The following is a 17,550-nucleotide window of genomic DNA, read 5'->3' on the forward strand; positions in this document are numbered from 1 at the left end:
TCTTCCTGTGCGACATCACGGCCCGCACCCTGCACCAGGGCATGTCCCTCCTGGGCGTCCACAGCCCGGAACGCCTCTGACCGAAGGGCTCTAGGGCACGTGCCGGCGGGCCCGCAGCGCCAGGCTCAGCGCCAGGACCGTCTGCGGGTCGTCGAGGTCGGTGCCCAGCAACTCCCCGATACGGGCGAGCCGGTTGTAGAGGGTCTGCCGGTTCAGATGCAGCTCGCGGGCCGTCTCCGCCTTGCGGCCGGCGTGCGCCAGATAGGTCTCCAGGGTCGGCAGCAGCGGCGGCTTGGAGCGGTGGTCGTGATCGCGCAGCGGGCCGATCGCGCGGTCCACGAACGCGGCGAGGTCCGGGTGGTCGCGCAGCCGCCACAGCAGCAGGTCGATGTCGAGGCGGCGGGCGTCGTACCAGGGTCGGTCGGTCAGGCCCTGTGCCGCCGTCGCCGTCTCCGCCGCGTGACGCAGCCCGGCCGACGCGGCCGCCCAGCCGCCCGCCACCCCGACGACCACGACCGGCGGCGGCGAGCCCGGCCGGCGCATCCCGGCCCGCTCCACGCCCGCCCTGAGCGCCGCCGCCACCCGGTCCGCGACCGCCGAGCGCTCCGACTCCGAGCGCAGCCCCAGCAGCACCAGCACCCGGCCCTCCACCGGCCGCACACCCAGCAGCACCGGCACCCCCACCGCGGCCAGCTCCTCGGAGACCGCGCGTGCCAGCACCGCCCAACCCCCGCCGGGGGACAGGGAGTCACCGATCCGCATCACCACCGGCAGCAGCGGGCTGTCGCCGGGCTTGAAGCCGAGGACCCGGGCCTGAGCCGGGGCGTCCTCCGCGGTGATCCGGCCCTCGGCGAGATCGGTGAGGAAGTCACCGCGCCCGCGGGCGGCCAGCTCCTCCTCCTGGCGGGCCTGCATCAGCACCACGGCGAGGATGCCCGCGGCCCGCTCGGCGGCGATCCGGTGCACGGGGGCCAGCGGTGAGCGGACCGGCAGCAGGACAAGCCGGGCGCGCACCGAGCCCGCCGTACCCGGGCCGCCCCCGGGCACGTCCACCAGCACCGAACCGGCGGGCGGCGGCGCGTCCTTGTGCGAACCGCGCAGCCCCTCCCACACCTGCAGCGGATCCGCGCCCTCGGGCCCCTCCCCGGCGGCGTACAGCAGGCGGCCGTCGGCCGTCTCCAGGAACACCGGGTTGCCGCTGAAGTCCGCCAGGATGCCCAGCACCTGCGGCACCCCGCCGCCGCCCAGCAGCGCCTCGGTGCAGCGCCGGTGCACCTCCTCGGCCCGCTGCAGCAGGGCGTAGTGGCCGTTGACGATCTCGGTGTGGATCTCCTCGGTCACCGTCACGAACGGCACCTCGCGGTGCAGCTGGACCAGCGGCAGCCCGGCCGCGCGGGCGGTGTCCACCAGGGCGGCGGGCAGCCGGGCGAAACGCGGACCCAACTCCACCACCAGGGCGGCGATTCCGCGCTCGGCGAGGGTGCGCACGAACGCCCGTTGCTCGGCCGGGCGGGTGCCGAGGCCGTATCCGGTGGTGAGCAGCAGTTCGCCGCCCTTGAGCAGCGAGGCGATGTTCGGCACCTCGCCCGCGTGCACCCAGCGCACCGCGCGTCCCAGCCGGTCGGCCCCCGCCACGATCTCCGGCAGCCCGCTGCGCAGCCCGGGCAGTTCCAGTGCCCGCTGCACGGTGATCCCGGCGCCCTGGGTGTCGAATCGGTGGTCCGTACGGCTGTCCATGCAGCGGACGCTACCTGCGTAAACGCCCTCGGGACAGCTCCCTGTCAGATGGGCTTGATGTTGTGGTTGAAGCGGAAGACGTTGTCCGGGTCGTAGCGCCGTTTCACCTTCTCCAAGCGCAGCGTGTTGCCCTCGCCCAGCCCGGCCCGCACCCGCTCCGGGCCTTCGTCCCCGATGAAGTTCAGGTACACGTCCCCGGTGCTCCACGGCCGTACGTCGGCGCGCACGCCCCGCACCCACGCGATCGCCCGCTCGTCCTCGGCCTGGTCCGCCCAGATGCCGAACGGGTGCGCGGCCCAGGGCGCGTCCCGGTACGGCACCGGGTACTCGTGCGGACCGGCGGCGATCGCCCCGCCCTGCGGGAACAGGATCTGCTGGCTGCCGGTCGGCACCGGCATGCTGTCCGCGCGGGCGCAGAAGACGTCCACCAGCTCGTTGGGCAGTCCGGTCAGATACTCCGCCGACCAGTAGTTCCGCAGTCCGGAGGGAAAGTCGAGCATGCACTGCACATCGGCGTACGGCATCGCGCCGGCCACCTCCACCTCGTGCGGCACGGCCAGCAGCGGTTCGGCGAGCTTGCGCATACCCTCCTCGTCGCCCGCGTAGGTGAGCAGCAGCCCGCACAGCAGCGTGCCGACCAGCTCCGGCGGTACGAACGCCTCCGGCGGCCCCGTCACGTACAGCACGGCGCCCCCGGCCTCGTCGGGTCCGCCGAGGACGACCTCGCGGAAGGCGCGGATCGCCTCGGGGCCGAGCTGCGGCCGGTACATCAGCAGTGCGACGGAGAAGACCGGCAGTTCGTGCAGCTCCAGGGTGAGCGCGGTGGCGATGCCGAAGTTGCCGCCTCCGCCGTGCAGCGCCCAGAACAGCTCGGGGTTCTCGTCGGCGTTGGCGTGCACCCGCTCGGCGTCGGCGGTCACCAGTTCCACACCGAGGAGGTTGTCCACGGCGAGGCCGAACGCGCGGTCCAGCCAGCCGGTGCCGCCGCCGAGGACGAAGCCGCCGATCCCGGTGGTGGAGGCACGGCCACCGGTGGTCGCGAGGCCGTACGGCTGGGTGGCCCGGTCCAGTTGGCTCATGGTGGCGCCGCCCTCGATCCGGACCGCCTCGGCCGCCGGATCGACGGTCACCTCGTGCATCCGGCGCAGGTCCACCACGAGCGCGCCGTCGCCGAGCGCCGACCCGGCCACACTGTGCCCGCCGCCGCGCACCGCGATCGGCAGGTCCAGGTCGCGCGCGAAGCGCACGGCCCGGACGACATCGGTCGCGTGCGCGCACTGGGCGATCACGGCCGGGCGCCGGTCGATCATCGCGTTGAAGACGGCCCGAGCCTCGTCGTAGCCGCGGTCCTGCGGGGCGAACACCTCGCCTGCCAGGTCTTCGCGCAACCCGGCGAGGGCCGTGCGCGCCTTGGAGGGGAAAGCCATCGCCGCCCCCTTTCCGGTGAAGGGGGTTTTGTGCGCTACCAGCCTAGGCCGGAGCGCCCCAAAGGGGCGCGGGGAACTGCGCGACCAGCCACAACGGACCCGCGGACGACCGACACCCTGCTAGCCGCCGTAAGCGCCGGAGGCGGTCAGCCGCAGCGCCGTGTCGATCAGCGGCACGTGGCTGAACGCCTGCGGGAAGTTGCCGACCTGGCGCTGCAGGCGCGGGTCCCACTCCTCGGCGAGCAGACCGAGGTCGTTGCGCAGGGCGAGGAGCTTCTCGAACAGCTTGCGGGCCTCGTCCACCCGGCCGATCATCGCCAGGTCGTCCGCCATCCAGAACGAGCAGGCGAGGAAGGCGCCCTCGTCACCGGGCAGGCCGTCGACGCCCTCGTGGGCGCCCTCCGTCGGGTAGCGCAGGATGAACCCGTCCGGGGTGGACAGCTCGCGCTGGATCGCCTCGATCGTGCCGATCACCCGCTTGTCGTCCGGCGGCAGGAAGCCCATCTGCGGGATCAGCAGCAGCGAGGCGTCCAGCTCCTGGGAGCCGTAGGACTGTGTGAAGGTGTTGCGCTCCTTGTCGTAGCCCTTCTCGCAGACGTCCCGGTGGATGTCGTCGCGCAGTTCCTTCCAGCGCTCCAGCGGGCCGTCCGCGTCCCCGGACTCGATCAGCTTGATGGTGCGGTCCACCGCGACCCAGGCCATCACCTTGGAGTGGACGAAGTGCCGGCGCGGGCCGCGCACCTCCCAGATGCCCTCGTCCGGCTCCTGCCAGTGGTCCTCCAGGTAGCGGATCAGCTTGAGCTGGAGCAGGGAGGCGTAGTCGTTGCGGGCCAGGCCCGTCATATGGGCCAGGTGCAGGGCCTCGGTGACCTCGCCGTACACGTCCAGCTGGAGCTGGTGGGCGGCGCCGTTGCCGACACGGACCGGTGCCGAGGCCTCGTAGCCCGGCAGCCAGTCCAGCTCGGCCTCGCCCAGCTCGCGCTCCCCGGCGATGCCGTACATGATCTGCAGGTTCTCCGGGTCGCCGGCGACCGCGCGCAGCAGCCACTCGCGCCAGGCGCGGGCCTCCTCGCGGTAGCCGGTGCGCAGCAGCGAGGACAGGGTGATCGCCGCGTCCCGCAACCAGGTGTAGCGGTAGTCCCAGTTGCGCACGCCGCCGATGTCCTCCGGCAGGGAGGTCGTCGGGGCGGCGACGATGCCGCCCGTGGGGGCGTACGTCAGCGCCTTCAGGGTGATCAGCGAGCGGACCACCGCCTCGCGGTACGGCCCGTGGTACGTGCAGTGCTCGACCCACTCGCGCCAGAAGTCCTCCGTCGCCTCCAGCGAGGCCTCCGGCTCCGGCAGCGGCGGCGGCTCCTTGTGCGAGGGCTGCCACGAGATCGTGAACGCGATCCGGTCACCCGGGGCGACCGTGAAGTCGGCGTACGTCGTCAGTGACTTTCCGTAGGTCTCCGCCCCGGTGTCGAACCACACCGAGTCGGGACCGGCGACGGCGACGGTCCGCCCCTCGTGCTTGTGCACCCAGGGCACGACCCGGCCGTAGGAGAACCGCATCCGCAGGGCCGAGCGCATCGGCACCCGCCCGGTGACGCCCTCCACGATCCGGATCAGCTGCGGCGCGCCCTCACGCGGGGGCATGAAGTCGGTCACCCGGACCGTGCCGCGCGGGGTGTCCCACTCCGACTCCAGGATCAGCGAGTCGCCCCGGTAGCTGCGCCGGTCCGCCGACGGCGGCTGGGCGTCGGCCGCGTGCGCCGGTCCGAGCCGCCAGAAACCGTGTTCCTCGGTGCCCAGCAGGCCGGCGAAGATGGCATGTGAGTCGAAGCGGGGCAGGCACAGCCAGTCCACTGTGCCGTCCCGGCAGACCAGTGCGGCGGTCTGCATGTCTCCGATGAGTGCGTAGTCTTCGATGCGCCCGGCCACGTGCAACTCCAGTCGAACGGCCACGTCACCCCCGCACAGGGGGCGGTCGCTAGTGCGGTCAAGGGGTCGTTGTTATGCGTCGTTGAGCGGTGAAGCAAAGCAGCCCGCCGAGCCCTGAGGCAACACGACAGTCTTTGCTCAACGAACTGCCGCGCTCTCGTTGTTTCCGGTTGGTGCAGGCGGGGGTGTGCCCTCGGTCCGGCCGGGCACGGCAGCGAGTGTCCGAGCAGGATACGACGCACGTAGATGATCTGCGTGCCGCTCCGGGCAACCCGTGTGGGCCGAACGGGTGAGCAGCGGGTAATAACCGTGTGACCTGGGCGTGCCTGTGCTGACAGGAGTGACGGGGCATTCCGTGCCCGGACGCGTGCGGAGCGTGGCCGGAAGCCATCTCGTCCAGGCGCTGATACCCTGGTAGCCCGTGGACCGGTGGGCCCGAAACCCCCGAACCGCAGCGACGGCACCCCCGGAGATCTCCGGAAAGGCAGCCGTACCGCACGACAGACCGCGACCACGGGAGCCCCCTCTTGGCCATGCCGCCCGCTGCTTTTCGATCGAGCACAGCCACGACGACCAAGCACATCTTCGTCACCGGGGGCGTTGCCTCCTCGCTCGGCAAGGGCCTGACCGCCTCCAGCCTGGGCATGCTGCTCAAGGCCCGCGGCCTGCGCGTCGTGATGCAGAAGCTGGATCCGTACCTCAACGTCGATCCGGGCACGATGAACCCCTTCCAGCACGGTGAGGTCTTCGTCACCAACGACGGTGCCGAGACCGACCTGGACATCGGACACTACGAGCGCTTCCTCGACCGCGACCTGGACGGCAGCGCCAACGTCACTACAGGCCAGGTCTACTCGACCGTGATCGCCAAGGAGCGGCGCGGCGAGTACCTCGGTGACACGGTGCAGGTCATCCCGCACATCACCAACGAGATCAAGCACCGCATCCGCCGTATGGCCACCGACGAGGTGGACGTCGTCATCACCGAGGTCGGCGGCACGGTCGGCGACATCGAGTCGCTGCCCTTCCTGGAGACGGTCCGCCAGGTCCGCCACGAGGTCGGCCGGGACAACGTCTTCGTCGTCCACATCTCGCTGCTGCCGTACATCGGCCCGTCCGGCGAGCTGAAGACCAAGCCGACCCAGCACTCCGTCGCCGCGCTGCGCAACATCGGTATCCAGCCCGACGCCATCGTGCTGCGCTGCGACCGCGAGGTGCCGACCGCCATCAAGCGGAAGATCTCGCTGATGTGCGACGTCGACGAGGCGGCCGTGGTCGCCTGCCCCGACGCCCGCTCGATCTACGACATCCCGAAGGTCGTGCACACCGAGGGCCTGGACGCCTATGTCGTGCGCAAGCTCGACCTGCCGTTCCGGGACGTCGACTGGACGACCTGGGACGACCTGCTTGACCGCGTCCACAACCCCGACCACGAGATCACCCTCGCGCTGGTCGGCAAGTACATCGACCTGCCCGACGCCTATCTGTCGGTCACCGAGGCGCTGCGCGCCGGCGGCTTCGCCAACCGCGCCCGCGTGAAGATCAAGTGGGTCACCTCGGACGACTGCAAGACCCCGGCCGGCGCCAAGGCGGCACTCGGCGACGTCGACGGCATCTGCATCCCGGGCGGCTTCGGCGACCGCGGTGTGCTCGGCAAGGTCGGCGCCATCCGCTTCGCCCGCGAGAACAAGATCCCGCTGCTCGGCCTCTGTCTGGGTCTGCAGTGCATCGTGATCGAGGCCGCGCGGAACCTGGCCGACATCCCGGACGCCAACTCCACCGAGTTCGACCCGGCCACCGGCCACCCGGTGATCTCCACCATGGCCGAGCAGATGGACATCGTCGCCGGCGAGGGCGACATGGGCGGCACCATGCGCCTCGGCATGTACCCGGCGAAGCTGGCCGAGGGCTCGATCGTGCGTGAGGTGTACGACGGCAAGGAGTACGTCGAGGAGCGCCACCGCCACCGCTACGAGGTGAACAACGCCTACCGTGCGGAGCTGGAGAAGAAGGCGGGCATCCTGTTCTCCGGCACGTCGCCCGACGGCAAGCTCGTGGAGTACGTCGAGTACCCGCGCGAGGCGCACCCCTACCTGGTCGCCACCCAGGCGCACCCCGAGCTGCGCTCGCGGCCGACGCGTCCGCACCCGCTCTTCGCCGGCCTGGTGAAGGCCGCCGTCGAGCGGAAGATCGCGAAGTAACACAAGGGTTGTACGGTGGCCGGGGCGCGCGAATGCAGAGGGATCGCGCCCCGGCCGCCGGCGCATGTGTGGAGGGACAGGGCATGACGATCAAGGACACCCCCGAGGCGTGGGAGATCCGGGCGACGGAGACCCCCTTCGTGGGCAACAAGACCTCCGTCCGCACGGACGAGGTGGTCATGCCCGACGGCTCGGTGGCCCGCCGCGACTACCAGGTCCACCCCGGCTCGGTCGCCGTCCTCGCCCTGGACGAGGAGGGCCGGGTGCTGCTCATCGAGCAGTACCGCCACCCGGTGCGGCACAAGCTGTGGGAGATCCCGGCCGGTCTGCTCGACATCCCCGGTGAGAACCCGCTGCACGCCGCCCAGCGCGAGCTGTACGAGGAGGCGCACGTCAAGGCCGAGGACTGGCGGGTGCTGACCGACGTCTACACCACGCCCGGCGGCTGCGACGAGGCCGTACGGATCTTCCTCGCCCGTGGCCTGTCCGAGGCCGAGGGGGAGCGCTTCGAGGCGGAGCACGAGGAGACCGACATGCAGCATGCGCGCGTGCCGGTCGAGGAGTTGGTGCGCCGCGTCCTGGCCGGCGACGTGCACAACAACTGCCTGGTCGTCGGCGTGCTCTCCCTGGTGGCCGCCCGGAGCGGCGACGGCCTCGACGCGCTCCGCCCGGCCGGCGCCCCCTGGCCGGCCCGGCCCTTCGAGGCTTGAGCCGCACCCGTTCGGGTTACTGGTGTGACGATCGCCTGATCCGATCAGGGGATCTGTCCGCCGCGCTCCTCACAGCACGTCGCAGAGCGTGAACTAGGCTCGTGTACGCCCGTTGCGGAAGATCCGGCGGGCTTGCGTGTGCGGTGGGACGGGAGCGTGGCCCGTGACGGATCAGGTGGTGGACACAGGCGGCGTGCGGCGCTCGGCGTACGAGGGCGCGGAAGACCATTTCCTGGGCCGTACAAGGGAGTTGAAGGAGCTGCGCGCCGACATCGAGCGCGCGGGCCTGGACACCCTCTCCGGCCGCAAGGCGCCACGCGCGCGCGTGCTCCTGATCGCGGGCCGCCCCGGCTCCGGCCGCACCGCCCTCGCCGAGGAACTCGTACGCCAGGTCGGGGGCCGCTACCCCGACGGGGTGCTGCGGGCCCGGCTCAGCGAGCCCGACGGCACCCCCGTCCCGGTCGGGCGTGTCGCCCGTGAGCTGCTGACCGCGCTGGAGTTGCCGGCTCCGGCCGGCGCCGCCGAGGACGAGCTGGCCGAGGCCCTGCGCACCGCCCTCGCCGACCGGCGCACACTGCTGCTGCTGGACGACGCGGCCGGCGCCGAGCAGGTCGACGCGCTGCTCCCGCAGGCCCCGGACTGCCTGGTGGTCGCCGTTTCCTCGGGCCCGCTCACCGGCATCGCGGACGTCCGCCCCTGCACCCTGGGGGGCCTGGACACCAAGTCCGCGGTGGAACTGCTCACCCGCTACACCGGCTCGGTCCGCATCACGGTCGACCCGCGTTCCGCCGAGAGCCTGGTCGAGGCCTGCCAGGGCCACCCTGCCGCGCTCGTGCTGGCCGGCGGCTGGCTCGCCGCCCGTCCCAAGGCTGCCGTCTCCGACCTCGCCAAGCGGCTGCGCACCGGCACCGATGACGGCACGGACACGACCCCGCAGGCCCGAGTCTTCCGGCATGTCCACGATGAGCTGGCCGGTCCGGCCGCCCGTGTCCTGCGGCTGCTCTCCCTCGCCCCGGCCGGCCTGATCGACCCGCACACCGCCTCGTCCCTCGCCGGCTGCTCGGTGAGCTTCGCCCGCGCCACCCTGGACGACTTCGTCGCCCTCGGCCTGCTGCGCGCGGTCGACTCCCCGTTGCCCCAGTACGACGTCCCCGGCTGTCTGCATCCGCTGCTGCGTGCCTGCGCAGACGGCCAGGAGCGGCCCGCCGAGCTGCAGCTGGCCCGGGCCCGGATGCTGGAGCGGACCGTACGGCTGCTGCAGTCCTGCCGGGCGATCACCGAGACGGACAGCCCGCAGGCCCGGGAGAAGCTGAACGCGATGCCTCGCGAGGTGCGCTTCCCCAACCCCAGGGCGGCCGCCGACTGGCTGCGCATCCGGCGGCCCGCGCTGCTGGCGTCAGCCCGCCTCGCGGTCGCCGTCGGTGAGCTGGACACCCTCGCCCGTCGGCTGATGTCCCAGCTGGTCAGGGCCATGGTGGCGCACGAGGGCACGCATGCCGCGGCGCCCGACCTGTACGACGTACACAGCCTGGTCCTCGATGTCGCGAGGCGGCGCGGCCTGCCCCGGGAGGAGGCCGCGGCCCTGCTGAACCTCGGTGACGTGGACGCGCAGACCGGCCGTACCAAAGACGCATTGGCACGATATCGGTTGGCTCTGGCGGCCGGACGCAGGGCAAATGACCCGTATGCGGCTGGTCGCGCAATGGAATCCGTAGGTGGCGCCTACCAGGAGCTGGGCGATCACGACCGGGCCGCCGACTGGTTCGGCCGGGCCCTGGCCGAGCGGCTGGCCCGGGGCGAGCGCGAGCAGGCCGCCCGGTTGTACGGCCGGATCGCCACCGCCCACACCTATGCGGGCCGCTACGGCGAGGGCCTCAGGAACTGGCGGGCCGCCGTTGCCGGCTACCGCAAGAGCGGCGATGTCGCCGCCCATGCCCGGGCGTTGAGCGAGCTGGCCCGGGTGCAGGAGTACGCGGGACGGCTCACGGAGTCGCTGCGCACCTGTCAGGAGGCGGTGGAGTGGGCGCGGCGCGCCGACGACGTCCGGCTGCAGGCCGCGCTGCAGCTCCGGCTGGCAGACACGCTGGATCGGCTCGGCGACTCCGCCGCCGCCTGTCTGCACCGCGGCGCGGCCGAGCGCATGCTGGTCGAGGAGGCCCCGGAGGACGACGCAAGCCCCAAACCGGACGCTGAAGCCTGCGAAATCCGTAGTGCATCCAGCGAAGATTGATGCAATGAAAGGCTAGACAGTCGGAACGCCTTCATTAGACTGGCTCTGCCGCACGTTCTCCTGCGGTGTCTCCCGGTGTGCCCTGCATGCCTGGGTATGTCATGTAATGCACCCCCCATACCCTCTGAGCCAAGGACCGTGATCGACGTGAAGGTCGGCATCCCCCGCGAGGTCAAGAACAACGAGTTCCGGGTGGCCATCACCCCCGCCGGTGTGCACGAGCTGGTGCGCAACGGCCACCAGGTCGTCATCGAGCGCGCCGCCGGCGTCGGCTCCTCGATCACGGACGACGAGTACGTGGCCGCCGGTGCCCAGATCCTGGACACCGCCGACGAGGTCTGGGCCGCCGCCGACCTGCTGCTGAAGGTCAAGGAGCCCATCGCGGAGGAGTACCACCGCCTCCGCAAGGACCAGATCCTCTTCACCTACCTGCACCTGGCCGCCTCCAAGGAGTGCACCGACGCGCTCGTCGAGTCCGGCACCACGGCCATCGCCTACGAGACCGTCGAGCTGCCGAACCGCGCGCTGCCGCTGCTCGCCCCGATGTCCGAGGTCGCGGGCCGGCTCGCCCCGCAGGTCGGCGCCTACCACCTGATGCGTGCGGCCGGCGGCCGCGGTGTGCTGCCGGGTGGCGTCCCGGGCGTGACCCCGGCCAAGTGCGTGGTCATCGGCGGCGGCGTCTCCGGCTGGAACGCCACCCAGGTCGCCGTCGGCATGGGCTTCGAGGTGACCCTGCTCGACCGTGACATCAACAAGCTGCGCGAGGCCGACAAGATCTTCGGTACGAAGGTCAAGGCGATCATGTCCAACTCCTTCGAGCTGGAGAAGGCCGTCCTCGACGCCGACCTCGTCATCGGCGCGGTCCTCATCCCGGGCGCCAAGGCCCCGAAGCTCGTCACCAACGAGCTGGTGGCCCGTATGAAGCCCGGCAGTGTCCTTGTCGACATCGCGATCGACCAGGGCGGCTGCTTCGAGGACTCCCACCCGACGACGCACGCCGAGCCGACCTTCAAGGTGCACAACTCGGTCTTCTACTGCGTCGCCAACATGCCCGGCGCGGTGCCCAACACCTCCACCAACGCCCTCACCAACGCGACGCTGCCGTACATCGTCTCCCTCGCCAACAACGGCTGGGTCGAGGCGCTGCGCCGCGATGCCTCGCTCGCCAAGGGCCTGAACACCCACGAGGGCAAGGTCGTGTACCGCGAGGTCGCCGAGGCCCACGGCCTGGAGCACGTCGAGCTGGAGACCCTGCTCGGCTGACGCCCGACCGAGCCCGTGACCTGGTGAGTCACTAAGTCACCAACGGGTAAAAGGCGATTCGTCAACACACATCGTCAACACCGCGCGCCCGGCCGGACCTTGCCCGACAAGGTCCGGCCGGATGTGTGTATGGTCACTTTGCGGCTCTCGGTCAACTCGCCTCGAACGTAACCCTTCGACCGATTCGCACACCGGTGAAACCTGCTGTGCGACGGCCGTACGCCCTTGACAGCGAGATGTTTCATTGCCGACACATCCTGCCGGGTCCGGCGGATTGTGTTGCTGCGGACCGCCGACACGCCATAGAGTCGCCAACCGTCGGCATGGTGCCACGCTGACCTTGTCTAGAAGTTTCCTGGTCACCAAGGAGGTAAGACGACTTGTGAATGAGTCGACATTTTCTCCCGGGGGTGGTCAACCAGGAATGCCTGCACGGGGCCAGGGCTCCGCGGGATTCGAGGCTGTCGGCTCCGTAGCTGTGCGCACCTTCGCAGCCCACCAGAGTTCCGGTCCGCAGGCGGCCGGGACAGCACACCAGAGCATGGATGGCCATCACGTGAACGCCATGGCCGGCGACGGAAGTGGCGCGCCCCACAACCAATTCGCCGACTACGACGAACTGCCCGAGGGGCACTTCTACGACCCCGACGCCGAGTACGAGCCCGATCCGGAGTACGCGGCCACGCTCGCGCCCGACGCGGCCCGCCAGCGCCGCGAGCGCATCGGCCCGACCGGACGCCCGCTGCCGTACTTCCCGATCCCGGGCCCGCTGACCGACCACGGCCCCGCGAAGATCATCGCGATGTGCAACCAGAAGGGCGGCGTCGGCAAGACGACGTCGACCATCAACCTGGGTGCCGCGCTCGCGGAGTACGGCCGGCGCGTGCTGCTCGTGGACTTCGACCCGCAGGGCGCGCTGTCGGTGGGTCTCGGCGTCAACCCGATGGAACTCGACCTGACGGTCTACAACCTGCTCATGGAGCGGGGCATGTCCGCGGACGAGGTCCTGCTGAAGACGGCGGTCCCCAACATGGACCTGCTGCCCTCCAACATCGACCTGTCGGCCGCCGAGGTCCAGCTGGTCTCCGAGGTCGCCCGCGAGTCGACGCTGCAGCGCGCCCTGAAGCCGCTGATGTCCGACTACGACTACATCGTGATCGACTGTCAGCCCTCGCTCGGCCTGCTCACCGTCAACGCCCTGACGGCCGCTCACAAGGTGATCGTGCCGCTGGAGTGCGAGTTCTTCGCCCTGCGCGGTGTGGCCCTGCTGACCGAGACCATCGAGAAGGTCCAGGAGCGGCTCAACCCCGAGCTGGAACTGGACGGCATCCTCGCCACGATGTACGACTCGCGCACGGTCCACAGCCGCGAGGTCCTGGCCCGTGTGGTCGAGGCGTTCGACGACCACGTCTACCACACGGTCATCGGCCGCACGGTCCGCTTCCCGGAGACCACGGTCGCCGGTGAACCGATCACCACGTACGCCTCCAACTCCGTCGGTGCCGCCGCCTATCGCCAGCTCGCCAGGGAGGTGCTCGCCCGGTGTCACGCCGAGTGAGTCTGCCCGGGGCCGACGAACTCTTCCGTACGACAGGGGGGACTGCGCTCCAGCCGTCCACGCCCCGGCGCGCCAACGGCGAGGCCCGGGTGCCGGCTCCCGCGGGGGAGAGTGACGACGTGGCCGCCGCCGAGGACGTACCGCAGTCCGTGCCCGTCCAGGGCGGTGACGGAGCGGGCGCGGAGCATGTCGCCGCGGAGTCCGAGCAGGACGGGGCCGGCGAGTCCCGCAGCCGCCCGGCGCGCCGGCAGGCGGCGCAGGAAGGTTCTGGCGCCGCGCAGCCGCGCAAGCGGGGGCGGGCGGCGAACCGCCGGCCCAGCGGGCGCGAGCGGCACGACGAGAAGATCACGGTGTATGTGTCGGCCGAGGAGCTGATGGACCTCGAACACGCCCGCCTGGTGCTCCGGGGCGAGCACGGGCTGGCGGTGGACCGCGGGCGGATCGTCCGTGAGGCGGTGGCCGTGGTCCTGGCCGACCTGGAGTCACGCGGGGACGCGAGCATCCTCGTACGACGGCTGCGGGGGCGGTAGGGGTAGCCTGCGGGGGCTATGACCTCGTCTGACGTTCCCGCTCCCGGCACGAACGCCGGTCGCAGGCGTGCCCTGGGTCGAGGGCCGGGTACGTCTGTGGCTGAGGCCGTGGTCCCGGCTGAACCCGCTGTGCCGGAAGAGGCGCCCGGAACTGTCGTACCCGAGGCGCCCGCGCTCGCCGTACCCGAGGCGCCCGCGCTCGCTGTACCTGAGGCGTCCGAGGCCGCTGTATCCGAGGCGCCCGCGCCCGCTGTATCCGAGGCGCCCGAGGCCGCTGTATCCGAGGCGCCCGCGCCCGCTGTACCCGAGGTCCCCGCGCCCGCTGTACCCGAGGCGTCCGCGCCCGTCGAGCCCGAAGAAGTCCGTGACGGTGTCTTCAAGGTGCGGCTCTCGAACTTCGAGGGTCCCTTCGATCTCCTCCTCCAGCTGATCTCCAAACACAAGCTGGACGTCACCGAGGTGGCCCTGTCGAAGGTCACCGACGAGTTCATGGCGCACATCCGGGCCATGGGACCCGACTGGGACCTGGACCAGACGACCGAGTTCCTGGTCGTGGCGGCCACGCTGCTCGATCTGAAGGCGGCCCGGCTGCTGCCCGCCGCCGAGGTCGAGGACGAGGCCGACCTGGCGCTGCTGGAGGCGCGGGACCTGCTGTTCGCGCGGCTGCTGCAGTACCGCGCGTACAAACAGGTCGCGGACATCTTCAACCGGCGCCTCGACGACGAGGCCCGCCGCTGGCCCCGTACGGTCGGCCTGGAGCCGCACCACGCCGAGCTGTTGCCCGAGGTCGTCATCAGCATCGGCCCCGAGGGCTTCGCCAGGCTCGCGGTCAAGGCGATGCAGCCCAAGCCCAAGCCGCAGGTCTACGTCGACCACATCCACGCCCCGCTGGTCAGCGTGCAGGAGCAGGCCGGGATCGTGGTCGCCCGACTGAAGGAGCTGGGGGAGGTCAGCTTCCGGGCCCTGATCGAGGACACGGACGACACGCTCACCGTCGTGGCGCGGTTCCTCGCCCTGCTGGAGCTGTACCGCGAGAAGGCCGTCGCCCTGGAGCAGGAGACCGCGCTCGGGGAACTGCTGGTGCGCTGGACCGGCGGGGACGCCGACTCGGCACCGATGGTCACCGACGAGTTCGACCGGCCGCCCGAGCCGCCGAAGGAGGAGAAGAAGCCGTGAGCGAGACCACCGAGGCCCCCGCCGGACCGGCGGCCGTCGCCGACCTCGATCTCAAGCCCGCCCTGGAGGCGATGCTCATGGTCGTCGACGAGCCCGCGACCGAGGAGCACCTCGCGAAGCTGCTGGAGCGGCCGAGACGGCAGGTCGCCGACGCGCTGCGGGAGCTGGCCGACGAGTACACCGTGCAGGGCCGCGGCTTCGAGCTGCGGTTCGTCGCGGGCGGCTGGCGCTACTACACCCGTGCCGAGTACGCCCCCGCCGTCGAGCGGCTCGTCCTGGACGGCCAGACCGCCCGGCTCACCCAGGCCGCGCTGGAGACCCTCGCGGTGGTCGCCTACCGCCAGCCGGTCAGCCGCAGCCGCGTCTCCGCCGTACGCGGGGTCAACTGCGACGGTGTGATGCGCACCCTGCTGCAGCGCGGTCTGGTCGAGGAGGCGGGCACGGAACCCGAAACAGGTGCGATCCTGTACAGGACGACGAACTACTTCCTGGAGCGGATGGGCCTGCGTGGCCTGGACGAGCTTCCGGAGCTCGCGCCCTTCCTCCCGGAGGCGGAGGCGATCGAGGCCGAGACCCAGGAAGGGGTCCCGTCGTTCGACCCGGACGCGCCCGACGCGCCCGGCGTAGAGGACGCAGACGACTAAGACGGAACTTTGATGCGAAGCAGCGGCAGCGGAAAGAGCGGCGGGCGCGGTAACTACCGCGGTGCCGGCAACAGCAGGGACGAGCGGCAGGGGCAGGGCCGGCCCCGCAAGCCCCGCCCCGAGGAGCGCCGCTACGACGTGGGTCCCGGCGCCTCCCAGGAAGGCCCCAAGTCCGGGCGCGGCGGCACCGCGCGCGGCGGCGCCAAGGGCGGCCCGAAGAAGCCCCAGCAGTCCGGTCGTACGGCCCCCGCGCGCTCGCGTGAGTTCGAGACGCGCGTCGAGGAGCGCAACCGGGAGCGCTACGCCGGCAAGAAGGACATCAAGCTGCCCAAGACCTTCCCGGGCGCCGAGCAGGAGGGCGAGCGGCTGCAGAAGGTCCTCGCGCGCGCCGGCTACGGCTCGCGGCGGGCCTGCGAGGAGCTGATCGAGCAGGCGCGGGTCGAGGTCAACGGCGAGATCGTGCTGGAGCAGGGCCGCCGGGTCGACCCGGAGAAGGACGAGGTCAAGGTCGACGGCCTGACGGTCGCCACGCAGTCGTACCAGTTCTTCTCGCTGAACAAACCCGCCGGTGTCGTCTCCACGATGGAGGACCCGGAGGGACGGCAGTGCCTCGGGGACTACGTCACCAACCGTGAGACGCGGCTCTTCCACGTCGGCCGGCTGGACACCGAGACCGAGGGCGTCATCCTGCTCACCAACCACGGTGAGCTGGCCCATCGCCTCACCCACCCCAAGTACGGCGTGAAGAAGACCTACCTCGCCGCCATCGTCGGCCCGATCCCGCGCGACCTCGGCAAGCGCCTGAAGGACGGCATCCAGCTGGAGGACGGCTACGCCCGCGCGGACCACTTCCGGGTCGTGGAGCAGACCGGCAAGAACTACCTGGTCGAGGTGACCCTGCACGAGGGCCGCAAGCACATCGTGCGGCGCATGCTGGCGGAGGCCGGCTTCCCGGTCGAGAAGCTGGTCCGCACCGCCTTCGGCCCCATCACGCTCGGCGACCAGAAGTCGGGATGGCTGCGGCGCCTGTCCAACACCGAGGTCGGGATGCTGATGAAGGAAGTGGATCTCTAGAGCGCGGCTTGCGCCACATCGCCGTCCCCCTTTATCGTCACAACGACAATAAAGGGGGATGACGTATATGCCCAAGCAGCCGGCGACCGGCGCACTTCTCGGCCTCGCCCTCGGGGACGCCCTCGGCTTCCCGACCGAGTTCAACGACGTACCGTCGATCCTCGCCAAGTGCGGGCCCTGGCGGGAGATGGAGCTGCCGCGGCGCGCCATCGTCTCCGACGACACCCAGATGACCCTCGCCGTCGGGCGCGGGCTGCGGACGGCCATGGAGCGCGGGTACCTCGCGCCCAGGCGGCTGGAGCGGCCGCTGCGCGAGGAGTTCGTGGACTGGTACCACTCGCCGGAGAACAACCGCGCCCCGGGCAACACCTGCCTGACCGCGTGCGGTCTCCTGACGGAGGACGGCCGGGCCTGGCAGCACGCCAGTCAGATCGGCTCCAAGGGCTGCGGTGCCAACATGCGGGTCGCGCCCATCGGGCTCGCCCCCGGGCTGAGCGACGAACAGCGCTCCGGCGCCGCCCAGTTGCAGTCCGGGCTGACCCACGGCCACCCCACTGCGCTCGCCGCCTCCGACCTCACCGCGCACGCCGTCCACCTGCTCGCCCGGGGCACCGACCCGGCCGGGCTCGTGGGCCGGCTGCGCTCGTACGCCCTCGACCACCGCACCCGGTACGACCACACCTGGCTCGGCGACCTGTGGACCCGGTCCCAGGACCCCAGCCCCGAGCACTTCATCGCGCGCGGCTGGGACGAGTGCCTCGGGATCCTCGACCGGCTCCAGGAAGCAGTGCGGACCGTCTCCCCGGAGACCGACCCGTGCCTGGCCACCGGAGAGGGGTGGATCGCCGAAGAGGCCCTCGCCACCGGGCTGCTGTGCTTCCTGCTCTTCCCCGACGAGCCCGTCACCGCCCTGCGCCGGGCCGCCTGCACCGCCGGCGACTCCGACTCCATTGCCTGCCTGACCGGCGCGTTCGCGGGCGCCTGGCTGGGCGCGCAGGCCTGGCCGGCCGACTGGGCCGAGCGCATCGAGTACCGAGGCGACCTTTTGGCCCTGGGGGCGCTCTGGGACGCTTAGGA

Annotated in this window: 13 protein-coding genes; 10 read left to right on the forward strand and 3 right to left on the reverse strand. The window is 71.3% G+C overall.

All coding sequences use genetic code 11. The features are described from left to right. Positions 1 to 90: 90 nt before the first annotated feature. The 3 genes from AV521_RS06435 to AV521_RS06445 form a co-directional block, all read right to left on the reverse strand. A complete protein-coding gene (locus AV521_RS06435; RefSeq protein ID WP_076084761.1) occupies positions 91 to 1,737 on the reverse strand; it encodes a PucR family transcriptional regulator ligand-binding domain-containing protein in 1,647 nt (548 codons plus the stop codon). A gap of 44 nt (positions 1,738 to 1,781) precedes the next feature. After that, complete coding sequence (locus AV521_RS06440) at positions 1,782 to 3,164, reverse strand: FAD-binding oxidoreductase (protein WP_076084764.1); 1,383 nt, start codon at positions 3,162 to 3,164, stop codon at positions 1,782 to 1,784. 120 nt (positions 3,165 to 3,284) lie between these two features. Next, on the reverse strand, positions 3,285 to 5,087 hold the full coding sequence (locus AV521_RS06445) for a glycoside hydrolase family 15 protein (protein ID WP_076084767.1): 1,803 nt from the start codon (positions 5,085 to 5,087) through the stop codon (positions 3,285 to 3,287). Between the two features lie 533 nt (positions 5,088 to 5,620). Here AV521_RS06445 and AV521_RS06450 point away from each other — a divergent pair. From AV521_RS06450 to AV521_RS06495, 10 genes are all read left to right on the forward strand, one after another. Continuing rightward, complete coding sequence (locus AV521_RS06450) at positions 5,621 to 7,288, forward strand: CTP synthase (RefSeq protein ID WP_076084770.1); 1,668 nt, start codon at positions 5,621 to 5,623, stop codon at positions 7,286 to 7,288. 83 nt (positions 7,289 to 7,371) lie between these two features. Beyond that, positions 7,372 to 7,998: an NUDIX hydrolase gene (locus AV521_RS06455; RefSeq protein ID WP_076084773.1), complete on the forward strand. Its 627-nt coding sequence runs from the start codon at positions 7,372 to 7,374 to the stop codon at positions 7,996 to 7,998. 163 nt (positions 7,999 to 8,161) lie between these two features. Further along, positions 8,162 to 10,228: a tetratricopeptide repeat protein gene (locus AV521_RS06460; RefSeq protein WP_076084776.1), complete on the forward strand. Its 2,067-nt coding sequence runs from the start codon at positions 8,162 to 8,164 to the stop codon at positions 10,226 to 10,228. A gap of 147 nt (positions 10,229 to 10,375) precedes the next feature. Then, the gene (gene ald / locus AV521_RS06465) at positions 10,376 to 11,491 is read left to right on the forward strand and encodes an alanine dehydrogenase (RefSeq protein ID WP_179022933.1); all 1,116 of its coding nucleotides are present in this window, start codon (positions 10,376 to 10,378) and stop codon (positions 11,489 to 11,491) included. A gap of 424 nt (positions 11,492 to 11,915) precedes the next feature. Next, on the forward strand, positions 11,916 to 13,049 hold the full coding sequence (locus AV521_RS06470; RefSeq protein ID WP_076084782.1) for a ParA family protein: 1,134 nt from the start codon (positions 11,916 to 11,918) through the stop codon (positions 13,047 to 13,049). Continuing rightward, positions 13,034 to 13,579 (forward strand): hypothetical protein, encoded by a 546-nt coding sequence (locus tag AV521_RS06475; protein WP_076084785.1) that lies wholly within the window; start codon positions 13,034 to 13,036, stop codon positions 13,577 to 13,579. The genes AV521_RS06470 and AV521_RS06475 overlap by 16 nt, the downstream gene beginning before the upstream one ends. An 18-nt stretch (positions 13,580 to 13,597) precedes the next feature. Then, positions 13,598 to 14,755 (forward strand): segregation/condensation protein A, encoded by a 1,158-nt coding sequence (locus tag AV521_RS06480; RefSeq protein ID WP_076084788.1) that lies wholly within the window; start codon positions 13,598 to 13,600, stop codon positions 14,753 to 14,755. Further along, on the forward strand, positions 14,752 to 15,399 hold the full coding sequence (gene scpB / locus AV521_RS06485) for an SMC-Scp complex subunit ScpB (RefSeq protein ID WP_076084791.1): 648 nt from the start codon (positions 14,752 to 14,754) through the stop codon (positions 15,397 to 15,399). The genes AV521_RS06480 and scpB overlap by 4 nt, the downstream gene beginning before the upstream one ends. 12 nt (positions 15,400 to 15,411) lie before the next feature. Further along, entirely contained in the window at positions 15,412 to 16,473 is a 1,062-nt protein-coding gene (locus AV521_RS06490; RefSeq protein WP_076084794.1) for a pseudouridine synthase, read from the forward strand. A gap of 67 nt (positions 16,474 to 16,540) precedes the next feature. Continuing rightward, positions 16,541 to 17,548, forward strand: a complete 1,008-nt coding sequence (locus tag AV521_RS06495) for an ADP-ribosylglycohydrolase family protein (RefSeq protein ID WP_076084797.1) — start codon at positions 16,541 to 16,543, stop codon at positions 17,546 to 17,548. The last annotated feature ends 2 nt before the right edge of the window (positions 17,549 to 17,550 follow it).

Origin of the sequence: Streptomyces sp. IMTB 2501 (genome assembly GCF_001953885.1) — a bacterium.
GTDB lineage: Bacteria > Actinomycetota > Actinomycetes > Streptomycetales > Streptomycetaceae > Streptomyces.